The following is a 21,865-nucleotide window of genomic DNA, read 5'->3' on the forward strand; positions in this document are numbered from 1 at the left end:
CTGCTACCCCAGCATCCATTGCTGGCGCACTGCTGCCACAGCAACACCCCTCTCCCCGCTAGCGCCTCAACCCCCCGCCCCACAGGCCATGCGCCACGCATGGCACAGCCGTTGCACCACCCTCTCCATCCGTACACTCTCCCCCTTCAGGAGCCCCCATGACCACCGAATTCTTCTGGCGCCTGCCCTTGGGCACCGACGGCCCGCAGTTGTCCACCGACCGCCACAACCGCGGCAACCCCCGGCACCGCGCCGGCAACATCGCCCCCGGTCGCCTGCCCGATGGCCAGGCCGACGGCTTTACCTACATCGACTACATCGCCCAGGTGGCCAAGGCCGCCGAGCTGGCCGGCTTCGAGGGTGCGCTGCTGCCCACCGGCCCGGAGCCGTGGATTGCCGCCGCCGCGCTGGCCCGCGAAACCCGCCGTATCCGCTTTTTGATCGCCTTTCAGGCCACCTGGACCCTGCCCGCCTATGCCGCCCAGCAGGCGGCCATTCTGCAAAACCTCAGCGGAGGGCGGCTGGACTGGAACATCATCACCGGTGGCAACCCGGCCAGCCAACGCGCCAATGGCGACTTCCTCGAACACGACCTGCGCTACAAGCGCACGGGCGAATTTCTCGACGTGATCCAAGGCCTGTGGACGCAAGACTCGTTCTCCTACGATGGCGACATCTACCGCCTGGAAAACGGCAGCCTGCCGCCAGGCCTGCAACACGAACGCAAACCAGGCGTGTACTTCTCCGGCTTTTCCGATGCCGCGTTGAACGTGGCCGCGCGCCATGCCGACGTGTACCTGAACTGGGCTGAACCGATCGACAAGCTCAAGCCGCATATCGATCGGGTACGCGAGCTGGCCGACAAACAGGGTCGCACGGTGCGCTTCGGCCTGCGCGTCGACCTGTTCGCCCGCGAAACCGAAGAGCAGGCCTGGCGCGAGCTGCGCCAGCAGTTCGAGCGCCTGGAAGGCAAGGCCAGCAGCACGGCGAAAAACTTCATCACCGGCTCCGACTCGGTCGGCGGCGCGCGCCAGGCCGCGTATCACCAGGGCTTGCAGGGCTTCGACGAACTAATCCTGGCACGCAACCTGTGGGCCGGCTTCGCCAAGGCCAAGCCTGGCCCAACCGTGGGCCTGGTGGGCAGCCACCAGAACATCGCCGAGCGCCTGGCCGAATACCGCGATGCCGGTTTCAGCACCTTCATCCTCGCCGCCAACCCGCACCTGGAAGAAGCCCTGCGCATCGGCCAGGAAGTGCTGCCGCTGGTGCAACAGGCCACCCCTACCCTTTTGCAGGCCAGCGCCTGACCCCGACCGGAGCCCGAACATGAGCCAACCCCTCGATACCTTGTGGTACACCCGTTGTCCGGTGCCCACGGGCCTTGGCATTGCCGTGCAGCAAGGCTGGCTGCAGGAGGACCTGGCCAGCCTTGGCACCCAGGTGCAGTCGCTGCGCGAAGCCGAGCAGCAGGCCGTGCGTGAATCGCACTTTGACCACAGCCTGCTGAACTCGGTACGTCATGGCGGCAGCATCCCGGCCATCTGGGCCCGCGCCCAGGGCCGCGATACCCGCGTGATCGGCCTGTCGTGGGCCGATGAGGCGCAGTTGATCCTGACCCGACCAGACAGCGGCATCCACACCGTCAAAGACCTCAAGGGCAGGCGCTTCGGCCTGCCCGACTGGGCTGCGGCGCAAATCGACTTCACCCGTGCCCAGGTCCTGCGCGGCCTGGAAAACGCCTTGAAACTCGAAGGGCTGCAAGTGGGCGATGTAGCGTTGGTCAACTACCGCTACGACGGCACCTTCAGCGACCGACCAGTGCGCAACGTGGCCGGCACTCCGGTATCCAGCACCCAGAGCGAAGGCCGTAACCTGGAACTGGCCGGCCTGCTGCGCGGCGAGGTGGACGCGATCTTCCTCAAAGGTGCCAGCGCCGTGCAACTGGCCCACGCCTTTGCCCTGCGCACGGTGATCGACACCGGCAGCCACCCCGACCCGCTGATCCGCAGCAACAATGGCACACCGCGCACCCTGGCGGTGGACAGCCACCTGCTGGCGCAGCACCCGCAGGTGGTGCACACGCTTCTTGGCTCGGTGCTGCGCGCCGAGCGCTGGGCCCATCAGCACCCGGATGAAACCCGCCGCTACCTGGCGCGGGAAACCAACAGCAGCGAGTACTGGGTGCAAGTGGCCTACGGCACTGACGCCCACCTGCGCCTGAGCACCCGCCTGGACGATCAGGCCATTACCGCCTTGCAGGACTTTGTCGAGTTCCTCGAACGCTGGCGCTTCATCCCGGCGCGCTTCGAGGTGCGCGACTGGATCGCCCAGCAACCACTGGACCAGCTGCTGGCCCCCACCTCCATGGAAAGGAAACCCGTTACCCCATGACCAAGCCCCTGGAAACCCTCTGGTACACCCACAGCCCGGTGCCCACCGGCCTCGGCATTGCCGTGCAGTCGGGGCGCCTGGCTGAGGCCTTTGCGCCGTTCGGCACCAACATCCAGTCGCTGCGCGAATCCAGCGAACGCGAGGTGCGCGAGGCCCATTACGACCACCACCTGCAGAACTCGGTGCGCCACGGCGGCAACATCCCGGCGATCTGGGCCTATGCCAGCGGCGTCGATACCCGCGTGCTGGGGCTGTCGTGGAGTGATGAGGTGCAGCTGATCCTCACCACCGAAGAAAGCGGCGTACGCAGCATCCGCGACCTGAAAAACCGTCGCTTCGGCATACCCAAGTGGGCCAACGTGCAGATCGATTTCACCCGTGCCCAGGCCCTGCGCGGGCTGGAAAACGCCCTGAAGCTCGAAGGCCTGGCCGTGGCCGATGTCGAATTGGTCGACTACCCCTACGGTGGCACCTACAGCGACGACGCCAAGCAGCACCTGTATGGCGCCGAAGTGAGCCTTGACACCAGCCGCTTCAGCCGCCGCAACAACGAGCTGATCGGCCTGCTACGGGGCGATATCGACGCCATCTTCCTCAAGGGCGCGCATGCCGTGCACCTGGCCCATGAGTTTGGGCTGCGCGTGGTGGTGGATACCGGCAGCCACCCCGACCCGCTGATCCGCAGCAACAACGGCACCCCGCGTACACTGACCGTGGACCGGCACTTGCTGGAGAACCACTTCGATGCCAGCCGCACGCTGGTCGACACGGTGCTGCGCACCGAGCAATGGGCCTGGGCCAACCCGGAGGAGACCCGGCGCTTTCTGGCGCGTGAGCTGAACACCAGCGAGTACTGGGTGGCGGCGGCCTATGGCGACGATGCGCATCGGCGCTTGCGCACAACGCTGGACAGCCGCTCGATCGGGGCGTTGCAGGACTTTACCGAGTTTCTGTTCAGGTGGGGGTTCATACCCCGGCGCTTCGATGTGCGGGAGTGGATTGATTTTCGCGTGCTGGAGAGTGTGATCGGTTCGACGTCGCGGTTGGCAGTTTGAGATTTTGGGGCCGCTAAGCGGCCCCGACAATCTGAGCCCCACCACTGCTGCCCCAGCAGCACTCGCCCAGCACCCCACTGCTGCCCAATCTGCAACACAGCCCAATAATTCAAAACAAAATCTTTATTTTTCAATAACTTAACAACATGGCACAGTCCCTGCTCTAGCTCTCCCCAACAACGCTTTACATACGGGGAGATTCACCATGCACCAACGTCATCCACTGGCCCGCCAGATCAGCCTCGCGCTGCTGTTGGCCGGCACCGGCAGCCAAGCTATCGCCGCCGACGAAAACAATAAAAACGAACCAGCCCTGGAAACTGTCACCGTCACCGCCCAGCATCGCGAACAGACCTTGCAGGAAGTCCCGGTCGCCGTATCGGCCATCAAAGGCACCAGCATCACTGCCGACGGTGTGCGCTCGATGGGCGACATCACCACCTTCGTGCCCAACGCCTCGGCCAAGAACCCCGACGGCGACGGCCGCCCGCGCTGGTACATCCGTGGCCTGGGCACCGGCGACACCGGTGCGGCAACGGTCTACCCAGTGGGCATCTACGCCGATGACGTGTACCTCAACGCCCCCATCGCCGGTGGCGGGCCGTTGTTCGACCTGGAACGCATCGAGATCCTGCGTGGGCCGCAAGGCACCCTGTATGGCAAGAACACCACTGCCGGTGCAGTGAACGTGATCTCGAAAAAGCCGACGTTCGACACCGATGGCTATGGCACGGTCGGCTTTGGCAGCAAGAGCGAGCGCATCGTCACCGGTGCCATTGGTGGTGCGCTGGTGGATGAAAAACTGGCCGGGCGAGTAGCGCTGTATTCCGAAGAACGCGACGGTTTCCAGAACAACGACTTCGACGGCAACACTTATGGCGACGTGAACAAAAAGGCCATCCGCCTGCAGTTCCTGGCCCAGCTCAACCCCGACCTGGACGCCCTGCTCAAGCTGCACAGCCGCCAGTTCAAAGGCGACGGCAGCAATGGTTCGCTGCCGGTGGGCCGCTACTACAACGTCGGTTACGAACGCCCGCAGGGTCGCGACATTTCGCTGAACGTCAACGAAGACTACCGCCTGGACCACGACGGCGCCTCGCTGACCTTCAACTGGTACCTGGGCGACTACACGCTGACCTCGATCAGCGCCTACGACTACATCCGCAACCGCTCCACCAGCGATGCCGACTACACCCCCTACGAGGTCAACGGCGCGGCCATCACCGACAACAGCTACCGCCAGTGGTCGCAGGAGCTGCGCCTGGCCTCGCCGGAAGACCGCCCACTGCACTGGTTGGTGGGCGCCCACTACTTCCATGAAGACCTGGACAGTTCTGCCCAGCGCATCGTCACCCCCGGCCCCACGCCCAACGGTACCGGCTCGAACCAGGTGGGCACTACCGCGTTCCGCGACCTGGGCTACGATCACCGCACCGACAGCTACGCGCTGTTCGGCAACTTGACCTATGACTTCACCGATGACTTCAGCGTGACCGGCGGCCTGCGCTGGACCCAGGAGAAAAAGGACATCGACCTGGACCTGGTGCAGTTGACCCGCGCCACGGCCAACGGCCCGCTGATTCCACTGGGCGGCGTAGGCACCAACGGCAACCGTCAGGAAGACAAGACCTGGGAAGCCTGGACCTACGACCTGACCCCCGAGTACCGCATCAACGACAACCTGCGGGTGTTCTTCCGCTACGCCCACGGCTTCCGTTCGGGTGGCTTCAACACCGGGCTGTCGACCAGCCTGGCGCAATTGACCACGGTCGACCCGGAAGAACTGGATGCCTACGAACTGGGGCTGAAGTCGGAGTGGTTCGACCGTCGCCTGACCGTCAACGCCAACCTCTTCTACTACGACTACTCCGACATCCAGGTGAACCTGCTGACAGTGAACAGCGGCGTACTCACCACCGCATTGACCAACGGCGCCAAAGGCAAGGTCAAGGGCGCGGAGCTGGAGGTCGAGGGCCAGCCGACCGAGCGCCTGCACCTGCGCGCGGCGGTTTCGTTCCTGGACACCGAGTACACCGATTTCAAGAACACCAACCCCACCACCGGCGCGGTAACCGGCGACTACAGCGGCAACAGCTTCGTGCGCTCGCCACGCAACGTGGTGTCGCTGGGTGCCGACTACACCATCCCGCTGGAGGTCGGCGGCAAGCTGGTGGCCGGTGGCGACGTGAGTTTCCGCGACAAAGAGTATTTCCTGGCCGACCGCCAGAGCAGCGCCGACGAAACCCTCAGCCAGCCCCACTACACCCTGGCCAACGCGCGGCTGAGCTGGTTCAGCCATGACGACAAGCTGAGCGTGACGGGCTTCGTCAACAACCTCACCGACCGCCGCTACCAGGTGCATGGCCGGCCCAACGGCACTGCCGGGCAGTACGTGATCACCTACGGCGACCCACGCACCGTCGGGCTCAGCGTTACCAGCCGCTTCTGATTGAAAACCATTGGGCTGCTGCCACAAGGAGCCCGCGCTCCCTCTGTAGGAGCGGCCTCGCGTCGCGATGGGCTGCGCAGCAGCCCCAAGGCATCACGCCGTATAGAAGGATTACCCATGCCCCACCACACCCCCCTGGCCAGCGCCATCGCCCTGGCCATCGCCGGCCTCGCCATGCCCGCATTCGCCGCCGAACCCAACGACCGCCTCGACACCGTGGTCGTGGTCGGCACCCATCGCAGCGACGTCACCGCCCTGCAAAGCGCCGCGCCAGTCGATGTGCTGAGCGGTGAAAAACTTCAGGAAACCGGCGCCAGCGACCTGTCCGCAGCGCTTACCGCGCTGTCACCCTCGTTCAGTTTCCCGCAGTCGCCCCAAGGCGCCTTTGCTGGTTCCATTGCCCAAGGCGCCTCGCTGCGCGGCCTGGCCTCGGACCAGGTACTGGTACTGGTCAACGGCAAGCGCCGCCATACCAGCGCCAACGTCACCCGCCAGGGCCTGGTCAACGCCCGTGGTGCGGCAGCAGTGGACCTCAGCCTGATCCCGCTGTCGGCCATCGAACGGGTGGAAATCCTGCGCGACGGCGCCGCTGCGCAATACGGTTCGGACGCCATCGCCGGGGTGATCAACATCGTGCTCAAGGAGCGCGACGAAGGCGGCAACGCCGGCTACCGCTTCGGTGGCTACAAGAAAGGCGACGGTCTGCAGCGCAAACTCAGCGGCTGGAAGGGCTTTGCCCTGCCCAACGACGGTTTCCTGACCCTGGCATTCGACGCGGGCAGCCAGGACCCGGCCAGCGACACCCGCGACGACAACCGCCTGTTCTACCCAGGCTCCACCAGCATCGACACCCCGCGCGAGCAGAACAACCGCTACCGCAACTGGCGCTGGGGCTCGGGCAATGTCTCGGACCAGTACAACTTTACCGCCAACGCTGAAATGGGTTTGAGCGAAGGCTTGAGTGCCTATGGCTTCGCCACCTATGCGCACAAGAACACCGACGCCGAGAACTTCTTCGACCCGCCGACCACGTTGCGCAACAACTACGGCAGCGTAGCCCTGGCGCGCTACCCGGACGGCCGCCTGCCAGTCACCCGCTACGGCCTGGAAGACTTTGCCGTCACCGGCGGCCTGCGTTTTGAAAACGAAACCCTGGGCAACTTCGACCTGGCGCTGAACTACGGCGACAACCGCGTCGACTCCACCGACCACGACGCCATCAACCCCAGCTGGGGCACCGCCAGCCCGTCGACCATCTACACCGGCCGCCGCGAAGCCGACCAGACCAACCTGACCCTGGACTGGACCCGCGACTTCGCCAACGCCTGGCTGTTCAAGCCGCTGACCGTGTCCGCCGGGCTGGCCTGGCGCCAGGAAAACTACGACCTCAGCGAGGGCGACGCCGCCGGCTGGTCCAATGGGCCATTGTTCAACACGATCGACCCTGTCACCGGCCGGCGTATCCCCGGCTACTACTCGGGCATCACCCAGGTCGATGCGGTGTCGCTGGACCGCCGGGTGATCGGCGCCTACTTCGATGTCGAAGCCCAGGTCACCGAGAAATTCCAGGCCGGTGTGGCGGTGCGCAGCGAGCACTATTCGGACTTTGGCGACACCACCAACGGCAAGTTGTCGCTGCGCTACGACTTCACCCCGCAGATTGCCGCGCGGGCCAGCGCCAGCACCGGCTACCGCGCGCCTTCACTGGTGCAAAGCGGGCTGTCGTCGTTCAGCGTGCAGGTGGTGGAACAACCGCCGGGCAGCGGCAACTGGGTCGAGGTGCAGCAACGCACCCTGCGCGCCGACAGCCCCGAGGCCGCCTTGCTTGGCGGCAAGGCGCTGAAGCCGGAAGAGTCGACCAACTTCTCCGTGGGCCTGGTCTGGCGGCCACTGCCAAACGCGTCGGTCACACTCGATGCCTACCGCATCGACATCGACAACCGCATTACCTTGTCCGACCAGTTGCCGGCTTCGGTGGTCGGCCCGATCTTCGCCGGTACGCCCTACGCAAACATCCAGAGCGCGGCGTTCTACAGCAACATCGCCGACACCCGCACCGATGGCTTCGAGCTGGCCGGCCACTACCAACTGGACCTGACCGGCTGGGGCCGGTTGGACTTAAACGGCGGCTACGCGCGCAACAATACCCGCATCACCGGCCTGGACGACGTGGGCGGCATCCCCGGCAACCAGATCATCGGCCGCAACACCCAGGGCCTGATCGAGGACGGTACGCCCAAGGACAAGCTGACCCTCAGCGCCAACTGGCTGTATGACGGTTGGAGCGTCACCGTGGCCCAGCGCCGCTATGGCGAGTGGAAAAACCGCAACGCTGCCAACCCGACGCTGGACCAGACCTTCAGCCCGCAGTGGGTGACCGACCTTGACGTGTCATACCGTTTCGACCTGGGCCTGACCTTGTCGGCGGGTGCGATCAACCTGTTCGACAGCCACCCGGACAAGCTCAAGGGCGCACAGCTGTATGGCGTACCGAAATACTCCATCACCAGCCCGGAGGGGGCGCAGGGGGCGTTCTACTACACCAGTGTGAGTTACGATTTCTGATCTGATACCGCGCTGGCTTCTTCGCCGGCAAGCCCGCGAAGAAGCCAGCACCGATACTGCTGAATGACTGCTGCTCAAGCAGCATATCGCTGCTGCTCAAGCACCACACTCGACCTTCAGCCTCGCAATCCGGGGCTTTCTCCGCCTGGCACAGCTCTTGCGATACCCCGGTATCCTCTGTTTATCCAAGGCCAGCCATGCGCGTGCTCTCGTCCCTTTCCTGGTTCATCTCACCCCTGGCCCTGCTCACCCTCTGGGCGGCGGTGGCCAACGCCGGGCTGTTTCCGGCCAACCTGCTGATCCCGCCACTGGAGGTATGGCACAGCCTCACCGACCTGCTGGCCACCGGCGAGCTTCAGGAACACCTGGCCGGCAGCCTGTCGCGGCTGGCCCTGGGCTTTACCGGTGGTGCCCTGGCAGGCCTTGCCTTTGGCGCGGCGCTGGCCCTGTCGAAAACCGTGGAGGCCTACTGCGCCCCACTGTTCCATACCTTGCGCCAGGTGCCCAGCATCGCGCTGATCCCGATGTTCGTGCTGCTGTTCGGCGTCGACGAAACCTTCAAGGTGGTCATCGTCGCCAAGACTGCGTTCTTCCCTGTGGCACTGGCCACCTGCGAAGGCATCCGCGCGATCCCGCGCAGTCATTTCGAAGTGGCAGCGGTGTACCGCTTGCGCTGGCCCACGCTGGTAGGTCGGATTGCCCTGCCCGCTGCTGTGCCGGCCATCGTCACCGGTATTCGCGTGGCCCTGACCCGCGCCTGGGTGGTGCTGGTGGCCTGCGAACTGCTGGCGGCCGACAGCGGCCTGGGGCAGATGATCGAGATGGGCCGGCAGATGCTACGCATCGATGTGGTGATGGTCGGCGTGGTACTGACCGGGCTGATCGGCTTTGCCCTGGATTTCACCTTGCGCCGTGTGGAACGGCGCCTTTCTGCCTGGCAAAACCGCTGAGGAGGATGAGATGAAACTGCAGAACATACGTGGCCTGGTGTTACCGCTGTTGCTGCTCGGTGCATGGGAATATGCCTCGCGCCAGGGGGCGGCTGGTGCCTATGCCTTCGTGCCACTGGCCCAAGTGGGCACGGCACTGACCGAGCTGCTGGGCAGCGGTGAATTGCTGGTCAACCTGTGGGCGAGCCTGCTGCGCACCTGCAGCGGCCTGGCCATCGGCATTGTCGGCGGTGTCGGCCTGGGGGCACTGATGGCCCTGTCCGCACCGGCCAACCGCCTGATCGCGCCGCTGTTCCATGCCCTGCGCCAGGTACCGATGCTGGGCTGGATCCCGCTGATTGCCTTGTGGCTCGGTAATGGAGAAGGCGCCAAGCTGTTGATCGTCAGCCTGGCGGCGTTGTACCCCATGGTGCTGAACACCTTCGAAAGCCTGCGCCAGGTCACTGCCCAGCACCGTGAAGCCGCGCAGGTACTGATGCTCAGCCGTTGGCAGCAACTGTGGTTGATCCTGCTGCCGGCGGCTCTGCCTGGCATTGCCGCCGGGGTGCTGCAGGCCTTGGCCTTCGCCTGGGTAACTTCGGTGGGCAGCGAACTGTTCCTGTCCGCTGGCGCCGGCCTTGGCAGCCTGATGATGAATGCCGAAGCCACCGCACGCATGGAGATCATCGTGGTCTGCGTGCTGTGCATCGGCCTGAGTGGCTACCTGATGTCCTGGCTGTGCACCCTGCTCACCCGCCGCCTGCTGCGCTGGCGCACCAACCATTGAAAGGCCCAACCATGAACGCCATCGCCCACGCTTTACCCACCACCGCCAGCACTGGCGCGCTGACCATTCGCGGCCTGAACAAGGCGTACCCGCTCAAAGGCAAGCCGGTACCGGTGCTCGAAGGCATCGACCTGGCCATTCGCCCTGGCGAATTCGTCAGCATCCTCGGCGCCAGTGGCTGTGGCAAATCCACCCTGCTGCGGCTGATTGTCGGGCTCGATCAGGACTACCAGGGGCAGATCCTGCTGGACCAGCAACCCGTGCGCGGGCCAGGCCTGGAGCGCGGCATCGTGTTCCAGGACCACCGCCTGTTCCCTTGGATGACCCTGCAGCAAAACATTGCCCTGGCCTTGAAAAACCATGCGCTACCGGCGCTGGAGAAGAACCGCCTGGTGGCCGAGCACATCGACCTGGTGGGCCTGAGTGGTTACGAGCAGGCCTACCCGCACCAGTTGTCCGGCGGCATGGCCCAACGCGCGGCGATTGCCCGTGCCTTGGTGAACAAGCCCAAGGTGCTGTTGCTGGACGAACCGCTTGGCGCCCTGGATGCACTGACCCGAGTGCGCTTGCAACAGGAGTTGCAGCGCATTTGGGTACAGGAGCGCTGCACGGTGATCATGGTGACCCACGACATCGAAGAAGCGTTGTACCTGGGCGACCGGGTGATCGTCATGGATGCACACCCAGGGCGCATTCGCGAGGACCTGCGTATCGACCTGCCGCACCCGCGCCAGCGCGATAGCCAGGTGTTGCAGGGGTACAAGCAGCGGTTGCTGGGAGAACTGGTGGGGCAATGAGCCGGGGGCCGCTGTGCGGCCCCCGGCATTTGACACCAACAGCTTTGCCTTCAGGCCCTCAACCCGCCAGGATGAAGTCCGCAGCAGTCACCGTGGTCGCATCCGCCACCCCCACCAGGCGGATGGAGTCGGCAGCGCCGATGCTGACCAGCGTATCGGCACCCACATCGGCGATGGTAACGCTGGCGGCAAAGGTAGCCGCGGTGATGTTGAGGGCGGTGATGTCCAGCCGATCCTGGCCACCCGCCGCAATGGCATCGAAGTTGATGATCAGGTCGTTGCCGAAGCCGGCCGCGAACTGGAACACGTCGTTGCCGTCGGTTGCCATCATGGTGTCGTTGCCGGCACCACCCACCACCGTATCGTTACCGCCCGCACCGTTGAGGAAGTCGTTACCGGCCCCCCCGATCAAGGTGTCGGTGCCGACATCACCGAACAGCGTGTCGTTGCCATCGCCGCCCTGCAACGAGTCGTTGCCATTGCCACCGTCCAGGCTGTCATCGCCAGCACCACCCAGCAACGTGTCGTTGCCCGCATCCCCCAGCAGCGTGTCATTGCCATCGCCACCATCGAGGCTGTCATCACCACCACCACCGTTCAGGCGGTCGGCACCCAGGCCGCCGAACAGCTGATCGTTGCCGGCGTCGCCGTTGAGGGTGTCGTTGCCAGCGTTGCCGTTGAGGATGTCGTTGCCACCGTCGCCGGCGAGCGTGTCATTGCCCGCCGCGCCGTTGATGATGTTGGCCAGGCCGTTACCAGTGCCGCTGAAGTTACCCACCCCGGTGTAGGTGAGGTTCTCGACGTTGGCGGCCATGGTGTAGCTGGCCAACGTGGTACGCACCAGGTCAGTCCCTGCCCCAGTGGCTTCGACCACGACGTCGCCGGCATCATCCACCACATAGGTGTCGTTGCCCACGCCACCCACCAGGCGGTCGGCACCCGCACCGCCGTTGAGCAGGTCGTTGCCGGCGCCACCGGTGATGGTGTTTGCCAGCGCGTTCCCGGTACCGGTGAAGGCACTGCTGCCGGTGTAGGTCAGGTTTTCGACGTTGGCGCCCAAGGTGTAGCTGGCCAGGCTGGTCTGAACCAGGTCGGTACCACCGTTCAGTGCTTCGGTTACCGTGTCACCGACGTTATCGACCACGAAGGTATCGTTACCGGCACCGCCGTTCATCACATCCGCACCCAGCCCGCCGTTGAGGATGTCGTTGCCATCTTCACCGTTGAGCAGGTCGGCGTCGTCCCCCCCGTTGAGGGTGTCATTGCCGACACCCCCGAACAGCTGGTCGGCACCGGCCAGGCCATTGAGGATGTCATTGCCGCCCAGGCCCGAAATCACGTCGTTGCCCGCACCACCGGTCAGGGTGTTGGCAGCGTTGGTACCCGTCAGCACCACGCCTGGCGGCACGGTCACTGCTGCGGTGGCCGCCGAGGTCAGCGACTCCAGGGTGCCAAAGCCATCGGTGTAACGCACGATCACCCGCAACTGCTGGTTTCCCTGGGCGAAGCCCGGCGTAAAGGTGGCCGCAGTGGCGCCGGCAATGTTGGCGAAGGTGCCGCCCGTGCCTTGCTGCCACTGGAAGCTGAAGGCACCTAAACCATCGAGGTCGGCGATACCGCCCGTGAGCGCGGTAAGTGTCTGGCCCTGGTCTGGCGTGGTGTCGCTGATCAGCACGGCACCGGTCGGTGCATCGTTGACGTTGGCCACCGGGTCGAGGATGTCGGAGGCGACACTTTCGTGCACGCCGAAGTCATCCACGTAGCTGACCACCACCCGCATGTTCTGCCCCACTTGCGCCTGGGTCAGGACAAAGGTGCTGCTGATGGCACCGGCAATGTTGACCCAGCCCACACCCCGGTTGGCCTGCCACTGGAAGGTGAACTGTGGGTTGCTCAGGCCATCGGCATCGACGATGGTCGCCGGGTTGGCGGTGAGCGTCTGGTTCTGCACCAGCAGCCCGGTCACGGCTGGCCCGGCGCTTGGCGCGCTGTTGGGCGACGAATCGACGATTTCCAGTGTGCCCTTGGCGTCCTGGTACCCCGCACGTACACGGATGCTCAGGCCCGCCACATCGTCCGTGACCCGGTAGGTCGTGCCAATGGCCCGCGAAACTTCGCCAGCGGCAACAAAGGTGATGTCTTCATACACCCCCGAGCCTGGCAGGTTCTCGACTTGCCAGTAATACGCCACAGGGCCGTTGACTGCGCCGTTCAGGTTGGCCGCGCTCACGTTGTCGGCATCATGCACCGCCAGCGGTGTTACCCGCAGCAGTTGGCCAGTGACCGGTGTGTCGTCACGCACCCCGGTAGCATCGTCAAGAATCACCAGGTGCCCCGTCGGGCCGGCGTTCACGGCGGTACCCACGCCGGAGGCCTGCGAGCGGTCAGAGAACTGCAGCCGCTCGATACCGGTCAGGTGGTCGACACCATCGCGCCCGGCCACCAGGTCGGTGACGATCACCGCGTTGCCATCGACCACCACGCTGTAATCGGTGGCAACCCCCGAAAACACCGCCGTGTCATAGTTGTCGGTGCCGTTGAGGATCTCCCGTACGATCACTAGCTGGCCGGGATTGTAGGTGCCATTGAGCATGAACGGCACCATCGGTTCCATGCTGTCGAAGCTGGCGATTTCAGGGCCCGTGCCATCGTGATTGGCGCGTACGCTGATGCGTACGTTCAGCCATTTGTCGCCGTCGAGGATGTCATCGCCGCCACGGCCTTCGATCAGGTCGCTGCCGCTGCCACCGAGGATGATGTTGCCGCCATCGTAGAATGTCGCACCCGCCGCCAGCAGGCTGGACAGGCCGTTGATCAGGCTGATGTTGGTCAGCACGCTGCCCGTGGCGCCATTGGTCGGCAAGCTGGCGGCATCTTCGTTGTCACCGCGCAGGAAGTCGCCATGGGCCGAACCCGACAGGCCCTCCATGATGTCGAAGCGCACCAGCGCCGAAGCGCCCGAACCCGGTACTGGCGGCACATCGAAGAAGCGGTCGCTGTAGTCGATGGTCACGCCCTGGGCCAGGCCCTTGAAGGTGGCCCAGTCGTAGCCCGAGCCGCCGATATAGCGGTCGCCGAAGCCCAAACTGCCGACCATGATGTCATCGCCGCCTTCACCGTTGAACTTGTCGTTCTCGTTACCGCCGATGAACACGTCGTTGCCGATGATCGGGTCGTTGCCCAACGGGTCGAAGTTATCGCCAGGCGCACCGTCCGAGGTGCCCTTCTCGATCCAGTCGTCGCCTTCGTTACCCATGTCCTGCTCGTTGGCCTTGCTGCCCAGGATAAAGTCGTTGCCCTGGCCGCCGATGGCTTCGGAGGCGTCTTCACCGGTGACGATGAAGTCGTTGCCGAAACCGCCGATGATCAGGTTGACGCCATTGCCGCCGTGCAGCACATCGTTGCCGTCGCCGCCCTGGATGTTGTCGTCACCGCCCATGTCGCTGATGATGTCGTCGCCGGCACCACCGCGCAGCTGGTCGTTGCCGTCACCGCCCTCGATGCGGTCGTTGCCGGCATCGCCCCAGACCGTGTCGTCACCCTCGCTGGACACCAGGATGTCGTCACCGTTGGTGCCGCCCAGCACGATGTGCTCGGCACCGGCATAGCGGATGTAGTTGCTGTCCGGGCCAGCCGTCAGCGGGCTGTCGCGGAACACCACCTGTTCGCCGTTTTCGCCCAGCGGGTCGGCATGACCAAGGCCGTCGTTGTATTGCTTGCTCTGGTCCAGCTCCAGGTACAAGCCTGGGTCGGAGAACACCAGGCCCGGCAGGTGGGTGGCCGAGGTGTTGGCCATGATCAGCTTGGCGAACGAGTTGCTTTCCAGCTCGGCGTTCATCGACAGGCCAGAGGTGCGCTCCAGGTAGTAGAAGCGGTCACCGTCCTGCAGTTTCTCCATCTGGTTTTCGAACACGAAGTTGAAGGTGCTGCCGAGCATGCCACCGAACGGGGTCTTCTCTTCGGCCAGGCCGCCGATCCACAGGTCGATGGCATCGACACCGGTGATGGTGACGGCCTTCAGGTCGTCGGCAGTACCCAGCACACCGTCCTTGCCGGGCAGCGTCACATTGGCCCAGGCGCCACTGCTGTTGAGGAAGTCCAGGCGGTCGGCCGGCGCACCCTCGCCGCCGAACACCAGGGCCATGGCCGCAGCGCGTTTTTCCAGCAATGTGGTGGCCCCGGTGATGCTGCTGTGGGTGCCATAGGCCGCGATGAAGTTGATCAGCGACTCAGGGTGCTTCAGGTGCTGCACCAGGTCGACCCAGCTGGTGTACGGCTTGAGCTGGGTATCACCGGTTTGCCCGTAGACATCACGGCGCACGGCGTTCAGCGAAGGGATGCCAACGTCGCGACCACGGGCGATGTTGATCGCTGGCAGGTCCAACGGCAGGCCGAGCAGGTTGTTGCGCAGCGCTTCGGTGACGAACTCGTCGATCTCGTTACCGCCCTGGCGGGTGACGCCACGCACGATGGCGCTGGTGGCGTCCTCGGGGGTAACGCCACTGGCGGCATACGCCAGCGGGTTGAGGAACGCGGCGATCAGGCCCAGTTGCTGGTCGGGGTTGGCGCTGGCCGGGTCCTTGATGACGTTGAAGTCGATGTCGAAGCGGTCGACAGTCTCGGTCAGCATGGAGTGGCCGAAACGGTACACGGTGTGGGCGAACTCGGCCACGATCGACGCGTCGAGGTCGACGTCGTACACCTGGGTCGGGGCAAAGAACAGGTCGACCCGTGGCTGCACGGTACGGGCGAACTCCTCGAACACCAGATGCTGGTATTGCATCTCGGTACCGAACTTGGCCGCCTGGAACAACCGCTCGCCGTTCCATACCAGTGCGTCGATCTCGGCCGGGGTGACCGGCAATGCGGTGACCGGGTTGAGCAGCCATTCGTTGAGGAACGCCAGATCGTGCGAGTCGAGCACGGTGTCCATGGTCTGCGCCACCAGCCGGTTGTGCTCGGCGTGGAAGATCGCATGCACGGCAGTCAGGCCGATGTTCTCGTTGACCCGACCGTCGCCGGCGATGTAGTGCGCATCCAGCAGTTCGTTGTCGTAGGCCAGGTTGGCACCGGTCTGCGGGTTGACCGGCACGGCGTTGCCAACGGCGTTGTCGGCGTCCGGCGCCAATACCCCACCACTGAACACCGGCACAGCATTGTGGGCAATGTCGGCGAGGAACTGGTGCCCGGTACGCACGGCGTTGGTGAGGCTGATCGGCGCCAACGGGTTGCCTTCGACCTGCTGGTCATCGGCCGTGCCGGCAATGCCGTCGACGCCCTTCATCACCACCATCGGGTAGCCGTTCGGCCCCTTGATGAAGTTGCCGTAGGCGTCGGTGGCCAGCAGCGGCACGTTGTCGACGTCGGCATCGGTCAGGTTGATGCCGAGCAGGTCGCGGGCCTGGGCCTTGACCACCTTCCAGGTCGCCATGCCGCCGATTTCGGTATCGTCGGCGGTGCCGAACTTGCCATCGGCGCCCAGGTCGCGGTTGGTGATCAGCCGGCCAGTGGCAACGGGGCCGTCGTCGGTCATCACATAGGCACGCAGGAACACCTGGTGCGAAGGGTGCGAGCTGTAGGTCTGGTTCTGGTCAACGAACGGCGTAGTGGTGTTGGTGTGCTCGTGGATATCGTCGGCGTTGCCGAGGATGCCATCCGGCCCTGGCAGGTTGGTGGCACGGGTCACCACCATGAAGTTGGTGAAACCACCCTCCACGTACAGCGGGTCATCCGGTTGCAGCGGGATGTAGATGGTACCCGAGCCGCCCTTGGTGACCAGGTCCAGGCCATGGTCGAAGAACTGCCCGAAGAACGTCATCCAGGCGTTGAACGGCGCGGACAGGCCGGCATCGGCAGCGGTGTTCTCGAACAGGTACACATCGTGGTCGTCCGTGGTGCCGAACTGGCCATCCATACCTGGGCTGGCGACGATGCGTACGCCATCCTTGAGCACGTCGTCGTTGCCAGGCGCGCCGAAGTTGAGCACGCCATCGGCACCTGGGTCATAGGCGGTGGCATAAGCTGCCGGGTTATTGGAGGTCTGGTCGACAATCAGGTTGCTGATGGTGCGCGGCTGCGAGTCGAACACCGGGCCGCTGGTCTGCTGGTACGACGAGCCGGGAATGGCCGGCGAGCCAGGGCCGAAGAAGCCGGCCGGGGCGCCTTCCGCGGGGTTGAACACCGGGTCGGTCAAGCGCGGGAAGACATTGTCGGCGGCACCGAACTGGGTGTTGTTGTGGCCATTGAGGTTCATCAGGTTGTTGTTCGAGCCATCGACCGCCCGCAGGCCCAGGGGCGCGCGGATGTTGGGGATCAACGAGAGGATGTCCTGCCCGGCGGCATCGGCCTCGGCGATCTTGATCTGGGCCAGGATGAAGTTGAGGTCGGAGCGCACCATGTGCAACCCCTCCCCCCCTGCCGTGGCGTCCACCACCGGGGTGGCCGGCGTCGGCACCACGGGCGCACCGGGCTGCACAACGGCCGTTGGCGCAGAGAACAGCACTTCGGTGGTGCCATGGGCGTCCTGGTAGATCGCCTTGACCCGCAGGCTCAGCCCGGCCAGGTCTGGCGATACCTTGAACGAGGTGCCATCGGCGCTCTGGAATGCCAAGTCGCCGGCCGGCAGCAGGATGATGTCCTGGAACACACCGCTACCGGGATCCGCCTCGAACTGCCAGTAGTACGACACCGAGCGGTCGGCCAGCGTACCCAGCGGGTTGCCTGCGCTGATGTTGTCGGCGTCACGCACACCGGCCACGCTCACCGTAAGCAGATCACCTACCGTAATGGCGGCACCGTTGCCATCGGTGATGGTCGGGCTGCCCGTGGGTTGTGCGTTCACGCCTGTCACCAGCACGCGCTGGCTGTCGGCGAACTGCAGGCGTTCGATATGCAGCAGTGTATCGACGCCATCGCGGCCCGCCACGGTGTCGGTCACCGTCCACACATCATCGGCAACATCGGCCGTGCCTTTGGTGTTCTGGCTCACTACATATTCGCTTTGCACCCCCGAGAAAATGGCAGTGTCAAAGGCCGCGCCGCCCGTCGAGGTGCCAGGCAAAATTTCACGCACAGCCTTCAGCTGGCCTGGGTTGTAGGTGCGATCGAGCATGAACGGGATCATGTCGACCATGCTGTCGAAGCTGGCGATTTCGGGGCCGGTGTGGTTGACGTCACCCGGTGCGTACACGGCAATGCGCACGTTCAGCCATTTGTCACCGTCGATCAGGTCATCGCCGCCTCGGCCTTCAATCAGGTCGCTGCCATTGCCACCGAGCATGATGTTACCGGTGGCAAAGCCCGTGGTAGGCAAGCCCGCATCGGCCAGGAACTGCTGCAGGCCACGAATCAGCGCCACATTGGTCAGGGCGCTACCGGTGGCGCCACCATGGTTGAGGATGGTCACGGCATCGACATCATCGCCCTTGAGCACGTCGGCGTAGTTGGAACCGGACACCCCTTCGACCTCGGCAAAGCGGTCGAGGATACTGGCCGGCGAAGCACCGACCGGGTTGAACACGCCGGCGTTCTGGTTCGGTGCATTGCCATGGGGCTGGGCCAATGCGGCCAGGCTCAGGTCCACGGTGACACCGACCTTGTCGTTCTTGTTGGTAATCCAGTCGAAGCCGGACATGCCGTCCATCTTGTCCTGGGCATCGCTGCCGACGAAGATATCGTCGCCGCCCTCACCGATCATTTCGTCGAAGCCACCGCCACCGACGAAAATGTCGTTGCCGACCACTTCGTCACCCAGCAGCGGTGCAAAGTTGTCGCCGGGCGCACCGTCCTGGGTGCCCTTCTCGATCCAGTCGTCACCCTCGTTGCCGGTCGGTGGCAGGTTGGTCTTGGCGCCGAGGATGAAGTCGTCGCCCTGGCCGCCGAAGGTGGTGGAAATGTCTTCGGTGGTGATGATGAAATCCTGGCCGTCACCGCCCAGGATCAGGTTGCCGGCTGCCAGCATGCTGCCGGCGACGATCACGTCGTTACCGGCGTTGCCCTCAAGACGGTTGTCGCCGAACGAGTCGGTGATGATGTCGTCGCCGGCACCGCCCAACACCGCATCGTTGCCCGCACCGCCTTCAAGCACGTCGTCACCGGCATCGCCATAGACGGTATCGTCGCCGTCGCCAGAGATGATGATGTCGTTGCCGGAGGTGCCACCCAGTACCACGTGATCTTCGCCGGTGTAATGCAGATAGTTGCTGTCTGGCCCGACGGTGTCGGGGTTGTCGCGAATCACCAGCGGTACGATTTCCACGCCGTTGATCTCGATGCCGCCAGTCGGGTCGGCCTTGCCGTCGGCGCCCAGCCCGGTGAACTGGTTGGCCTGGTTGACTTCGAGGGTGAAGGTCGGCGTGAGGAACACGGTATTGGACAGGTGAGTCACGTCGGAGTTGAGCATGATCAGCTTGGCAAAGGAGTTGTTTTCCAGTTCCGTCCCGAAGTTCATGCCCGCCGTGCGCGACAGGTAGTAGAAGCGGTCGCCGTTCTGCAGCGCTTCCAGCTGGGTCTCGAAGACGAAGTTGAAGCTGGAACCCAGCATGCCGCCAAAGGGCATTTTTTTCTCGGCCAGGCCGCCGACCCAGAAGTCGATGGCATCGACCCCGCTGACCGTCACCCCGGCAATATCGTCAGCCGTGCCGGCGATGCCGTCTTTGCCGGCCAGCGTCACGTTGGCCCAGGCACCGGTGCTGTTGAGGAAGTCCAGGCGGTCGGCCGGCGCACCCGCGCCGCCAAGCACCAGCGCCACCGCGGCAGCCCGCTTGGCCGCTTCGGTGGTGGCCCCGGTGATGCTGCTGTGGGTACCGTAGGCGGCGATGAAGTTGATCAGCGAGGCCGGGTGCTTGAGGTGGTCGGCAAAGTCGGCCCAACTGATGTAGGCCTTGAGCTGGCTGTCACCGGTAGCGCCATAGAACTCGCGGCGCGCCTCGTTCAGGCTGGGGATGCCGGTGTCGCGGCCACGGGCGATGTTCAGCGCCGGCAGGTCGAGCGGCAAGCCGAGCAGGTTGTTGCGCAGGGCTTCGGTGACGAACTCGTCGATTTCGTTGCCCAGCTGGCGGGTAACGCCACGAATGATCGCGCCTGCCGCTTCGTCGGCGGTGGCACCGCTGCCGGCGAATGCCAATGGGTTGAGGAACGCGGCGATCAGGCCCAGTTGCTGGTCAGGGTTGGCTGGGTCGCCGGAGACTGGGTTGAACGATGGGTCGAAGCGGTCGACAGTTTCGGTGAGCATCGAGTGGCCGAAGCGGTACACCACATGCGCGAATTCGGCGAGGATGGCCGGGTTGATCGAGGTGTCGTAGCCATTGGGGGCGAGGAACTCGTCGATCTGCGGCTGGATGGTGCGAGCGAACTCTTCGAACACCAGGTGCTGATACTGCATTTCGGTGCCGAACTTGGCGGCCTGGAACAGCCGCTCGCCGTCCCACACCAGGGCGGCGATGCCGGCGGGCGTGGTGGGGATGGCGGTGACGTCATCGATCAGCCATTCGTTGAGGAACGCCAGGTCGCCTGCGGCCAACAGGGTGTCCTTGGTCTGCTGCACCAGGCGGTTGTGCTCGGAGTGGAACACGTGGTGCACGGCGGTCAGGCCGATGTTTTCGTTGACCCGGCCGTCGCCTGCGATGTAGTGGGCGTCGAGCAGTTCGTTGTCGTAGGTCAGGTTGTTGCCGCCTGGGCCCACTGGCTGCACGTTGCCGACGGCGCTGTCGGCGTCGGCTTGCAGTACCCCGCCAACCTTCACCGGCTCGGCATTGTGGGCGATATCGTCGAGGAAGCCATGCCCGGTACTCACGGCATTGGCCAAGCTGATGGGCGCGGCGCGGTTGCCTTCGACCAGCGTCGTGACGTCGTCGGCGGTACCGGCGATGCCATCGGCGCCGTTGTTCACGCGCATGACCACCTGCGGCATGCCGTTGGGCCCACGCAGGAAGTTGCCGTAGGCATCGGTGGCCAGCAGCGGCACGCTGTGCACATCGGCGTCGGTGAGGTTGATGCCCAGCAGGTCGCGCGCCTGGGCCTTGACCACCGCCCAGGTGGCCATGCCGCCATTTTCGCTGTTGCCGTCGTCGGCAGTGCCGAATTTGCCGTCCGCGCCAAGGTCGCGGTTGGTGATCAGCCGGCCGGTTGCCACCGGGTCACCTGCGGCGTCGAGCATGTACTCACGCAGGAACACCTGGTGCGAGGGGTGCGAGCTGTAGGTCTGGCTTTGGTCGACGAAAGGCGAGGTGGTGTTGGGCTGGCCATCATCGGCGGTGCCCACCACGCCATCGGCGCCGGCGGTGCGTACGGCGCGTGACAACACCATGAAGTTGGTCGGGCTGCTGGCGTTGTACAGCGGGTCGTCCAGGCGCAGCGGGATGAACACGATGTCGGTACTGCTCTTGGTGACCAGGTCCAGGCCATGGTCGAAAAACTGGCCGAAGAAGGTCATCCAGGCATTGAAACCGGCAGTCAGGCCCACGTCCGGCGACACGTTGGGGATGAAGAACACCGGTTTGTCGTCGGCGGTGCCGAACACCCCGTCGATGCCGGGGCTCATTACCGGGGCGGCGCCCCCGTTGGCCTCGACTGCAGCCGGGTTGTTCGCCGTCTGGTCGACGATCAGGTTGCTGATGGTACGGGGCTGCGAATCGACGACATTGCCGGTGCCTACATAGTTGGCACGGTAGGAGGCATCGAGCAGACGCAGGAATGAGTTGTCGGCGGCACCGAACTCGCTTTGTCCGGCCACCAGGTTGTTGTAGCTGCCGTCGACGGTGCGCAGGCCAAATGGCACCTGGCTGTTGGGCAGCAGGTCGATCAGGCTGGCGCCATCTGCGTGGGCTTCGGCGATGAAGATTTGTTTGAGAATGAATTCCAGGTCCGACTTGCTGAAATTGGCCATTGCAATT

General features: G+C 64.6%; 9 protein-coding genes. 8 read left to right on the top strand and 1 reads right to left on the bottom strand.

Features of this window, described 5'->3' with window-relative positions; all coding sequences use genetic code 11:
• Window positions 1-158 precede the first annotated feature (158 nt).
• The 8 genes from DM807_RS21925 to DM807_RS21960 all read left to right on the top strand — a co-directional run bounded on the left by DM807_RS21925 (window position 159) and on the right by DM807_RS21960 (window position 10,973).
• A complete protein-coding gene (locus DM807_RS21925; protein ID WP_179027919.1) occupies window positions 159-1,307 on the top strand; it encodes an LLM class flavin-dependent oxidoreductase in 1,149 nt (382 codons plus the stop codon).
• A 19-nt stretch (window positions 1,308-1,326) separates the two neighbouring features.
• The gene (locus DM807_RS21930) at window positions 1,327-2,391 is read left to right on the top strand and encodes an ABC transporter substrate-binding protein (protein WP_179027920.1); all 1,065 of its coding nucleotides are present in this window, start codon (window positions 1,327-1,329) and stop codon (window positions 2,389-2,391) included.
• Window positions 2,388-3,446: an ABC transporter substrate-binding protein gene (locus DM807_RS21935; RefSeq protein ID WP_069942356.1), complete on the top strand. Its 1,059-nt coding sequence runs from the start codon at window positions 2,388-2,390 to the stop codon at window positions 3,444-3,446. The genes DM807_RS21930 and DM807_RS21935 overlap by 4 nt, the downstream gene beginning before the upstream one ends.
• 205 nt (window positions 3,447-3,651) lie before the next feature.
• The gene (locus DM807_RS21940; RefSeq protein WP_179027921.1) at window positions 3,652-5,895 is read left to right on the top strand and encodes a TonB-dependent receptor; all 2,244 of its coding nucleotides are present in this window, start codon (window positions 3,652-3,654) and stop codon (window positions 5,893-5,895) included.
• Between the two features lie 117 nt (window positions 5,896-6,012).
• Window positions 6,013-8,460: a TonB-dependent receptor plug domain-containing protein gene (locus DM807_RS21945; RefSeq protein ID WP_012272970.1), complete on the top strand. Its 2,448-nt coding sequence runs from the start codon at window positions 6,013-6,015 to the stop codon at window positions 8,458-8,460.
• 197 nt (window positions 8,461-8,657) lie between these two features.
• The gene (locus DM807_RS21950) at window positions 8,658-9,410 is read left to right on the top strand and encodes an ABC transporter permease (protein WP_060492925.1); all 753 of its coding nucleotides are present in this window, start codon (window positions 8,658-8,660) and stop codon (window positions 9,408-9,410) included.
• A 10-nt stretch (window positions 9,411-9,420) separates the two neighbouring features.
• Entirely contained in the window at window positions 9,421-10,176 is a 756-nt protein-coding gene (locus DM807_RS21955; protein ID WP_012272972.1) for an ABC transporter permease, read from the top strand.
• A gap of 11 nt (window positions 10,177-10,187) precedes the next feature.
• Window positions 10,188-10,973, top strand: a complete 786-nt coding sequence (locus tag DM807_RS21960; RefSeq protein ID WP_012272973.1) for an ABC transporter ATP-binding protein — start codon at window positions 10,188-10,190, stop codon at window positions 10,971-10,973.
• Between the two features lie 58 nt (window positions 10,974-11,031).
• Here DM807_RS21960 and DM807_RS21965 read toward each other — a convergent pair whose 3' ends face one another.
• Window positions 11,032-21,858: a peroxidase family protein gene (locus DM807_RS21965; protein ID WP_179027922.1), complete on the bottom strand. Its 10,827-nt coding sequence runs from the start codon at window positions 21,856-21,858 to the stop codon at window positions 11,032-11,034.
• Window positions 21,859-21,865: the final 7 nt, after the last annotated feature.

Origin of the sequence: Pseudomonas hunanensis (genome assembly GCF_013393325.1) — a bacterium.
Lineage (GTDB): Bacteria > Pseudomonadota > Gammaproteobacteria > Pseudomonadales > Pseudomonadaceae > Aquipseudomonas > Aquipseudomonas putida_P.

What these genes read in the sequence shown, in the direction of transcription:
- DM807_RS21945 (WP_012272970.1), top strand. Translation starts at nt 6,013, where the DNA reads ATGCCCCACCACACCCCCCTGGCCAGCGCCATCGCCCTGGCCATCGCC.
- DM807_RS21940 (WP_179027921.1), top strand. Translation starts at nt 3,652, where the DNA reads ATGCACCAACGTCATCCACTGGCCCGCCAGATCAGCCTCGCGCTGCTG.
- DM807_RS21965 (WP_179027922.1), bottom strand. Translation starts at nt 21,858, where the DNA reads ATGGCCAATTTCAGCAAGTCGGACCTGGAATTCATTCTCAAACAAATC.
- DM807_RS21930 (WP_179027920.1), top strand. Translation starts at nt 1,327, where the DNA reads ATGAGCCAACCCCTCGATACCTTGTGGTACACCCGTTGTCCGGTGCCC.
- DM807_RS21960 (WP_012272973.1), top strand. Translation starts at nt 10,188, where the DNA reads ATGAACGCCATCGCCCACGCTTTACCCACCACCGCCAGCACTGGCGCG.
- DM807_RS21950 (WP_060492925.1), top strand. Translation starts at nt 8,658, where the DNA reads ATGCGCGTGCTCTCGTCCCTTTCCTGGTTCATCTCACCCCTGGCCCTG.
- DM807_RS21955 (WP_012272972.1), top strand. Translation starts at nt 9,421, where the DNA reads ATGAAACTGCAGAACATACGTGGCCTGGTGTTACCGCTGTTGCTGCTC.
- DM807_RS21925 (WP_179027919.1), top strand. Translation starts at nt 159, where the DNA reads ATGACCACCGAATTCTTCTGGCGCCTGCCCTTGGGCACCGACGGCCCG.
- DM807_RS21935 (WP_069942356.1), top strand. Translation starts at nt 2,388, where the DNA reads ATGACCAAGCCCCTGGAAACCCTCTGGTACACCCACAGCCCGGTGCCC.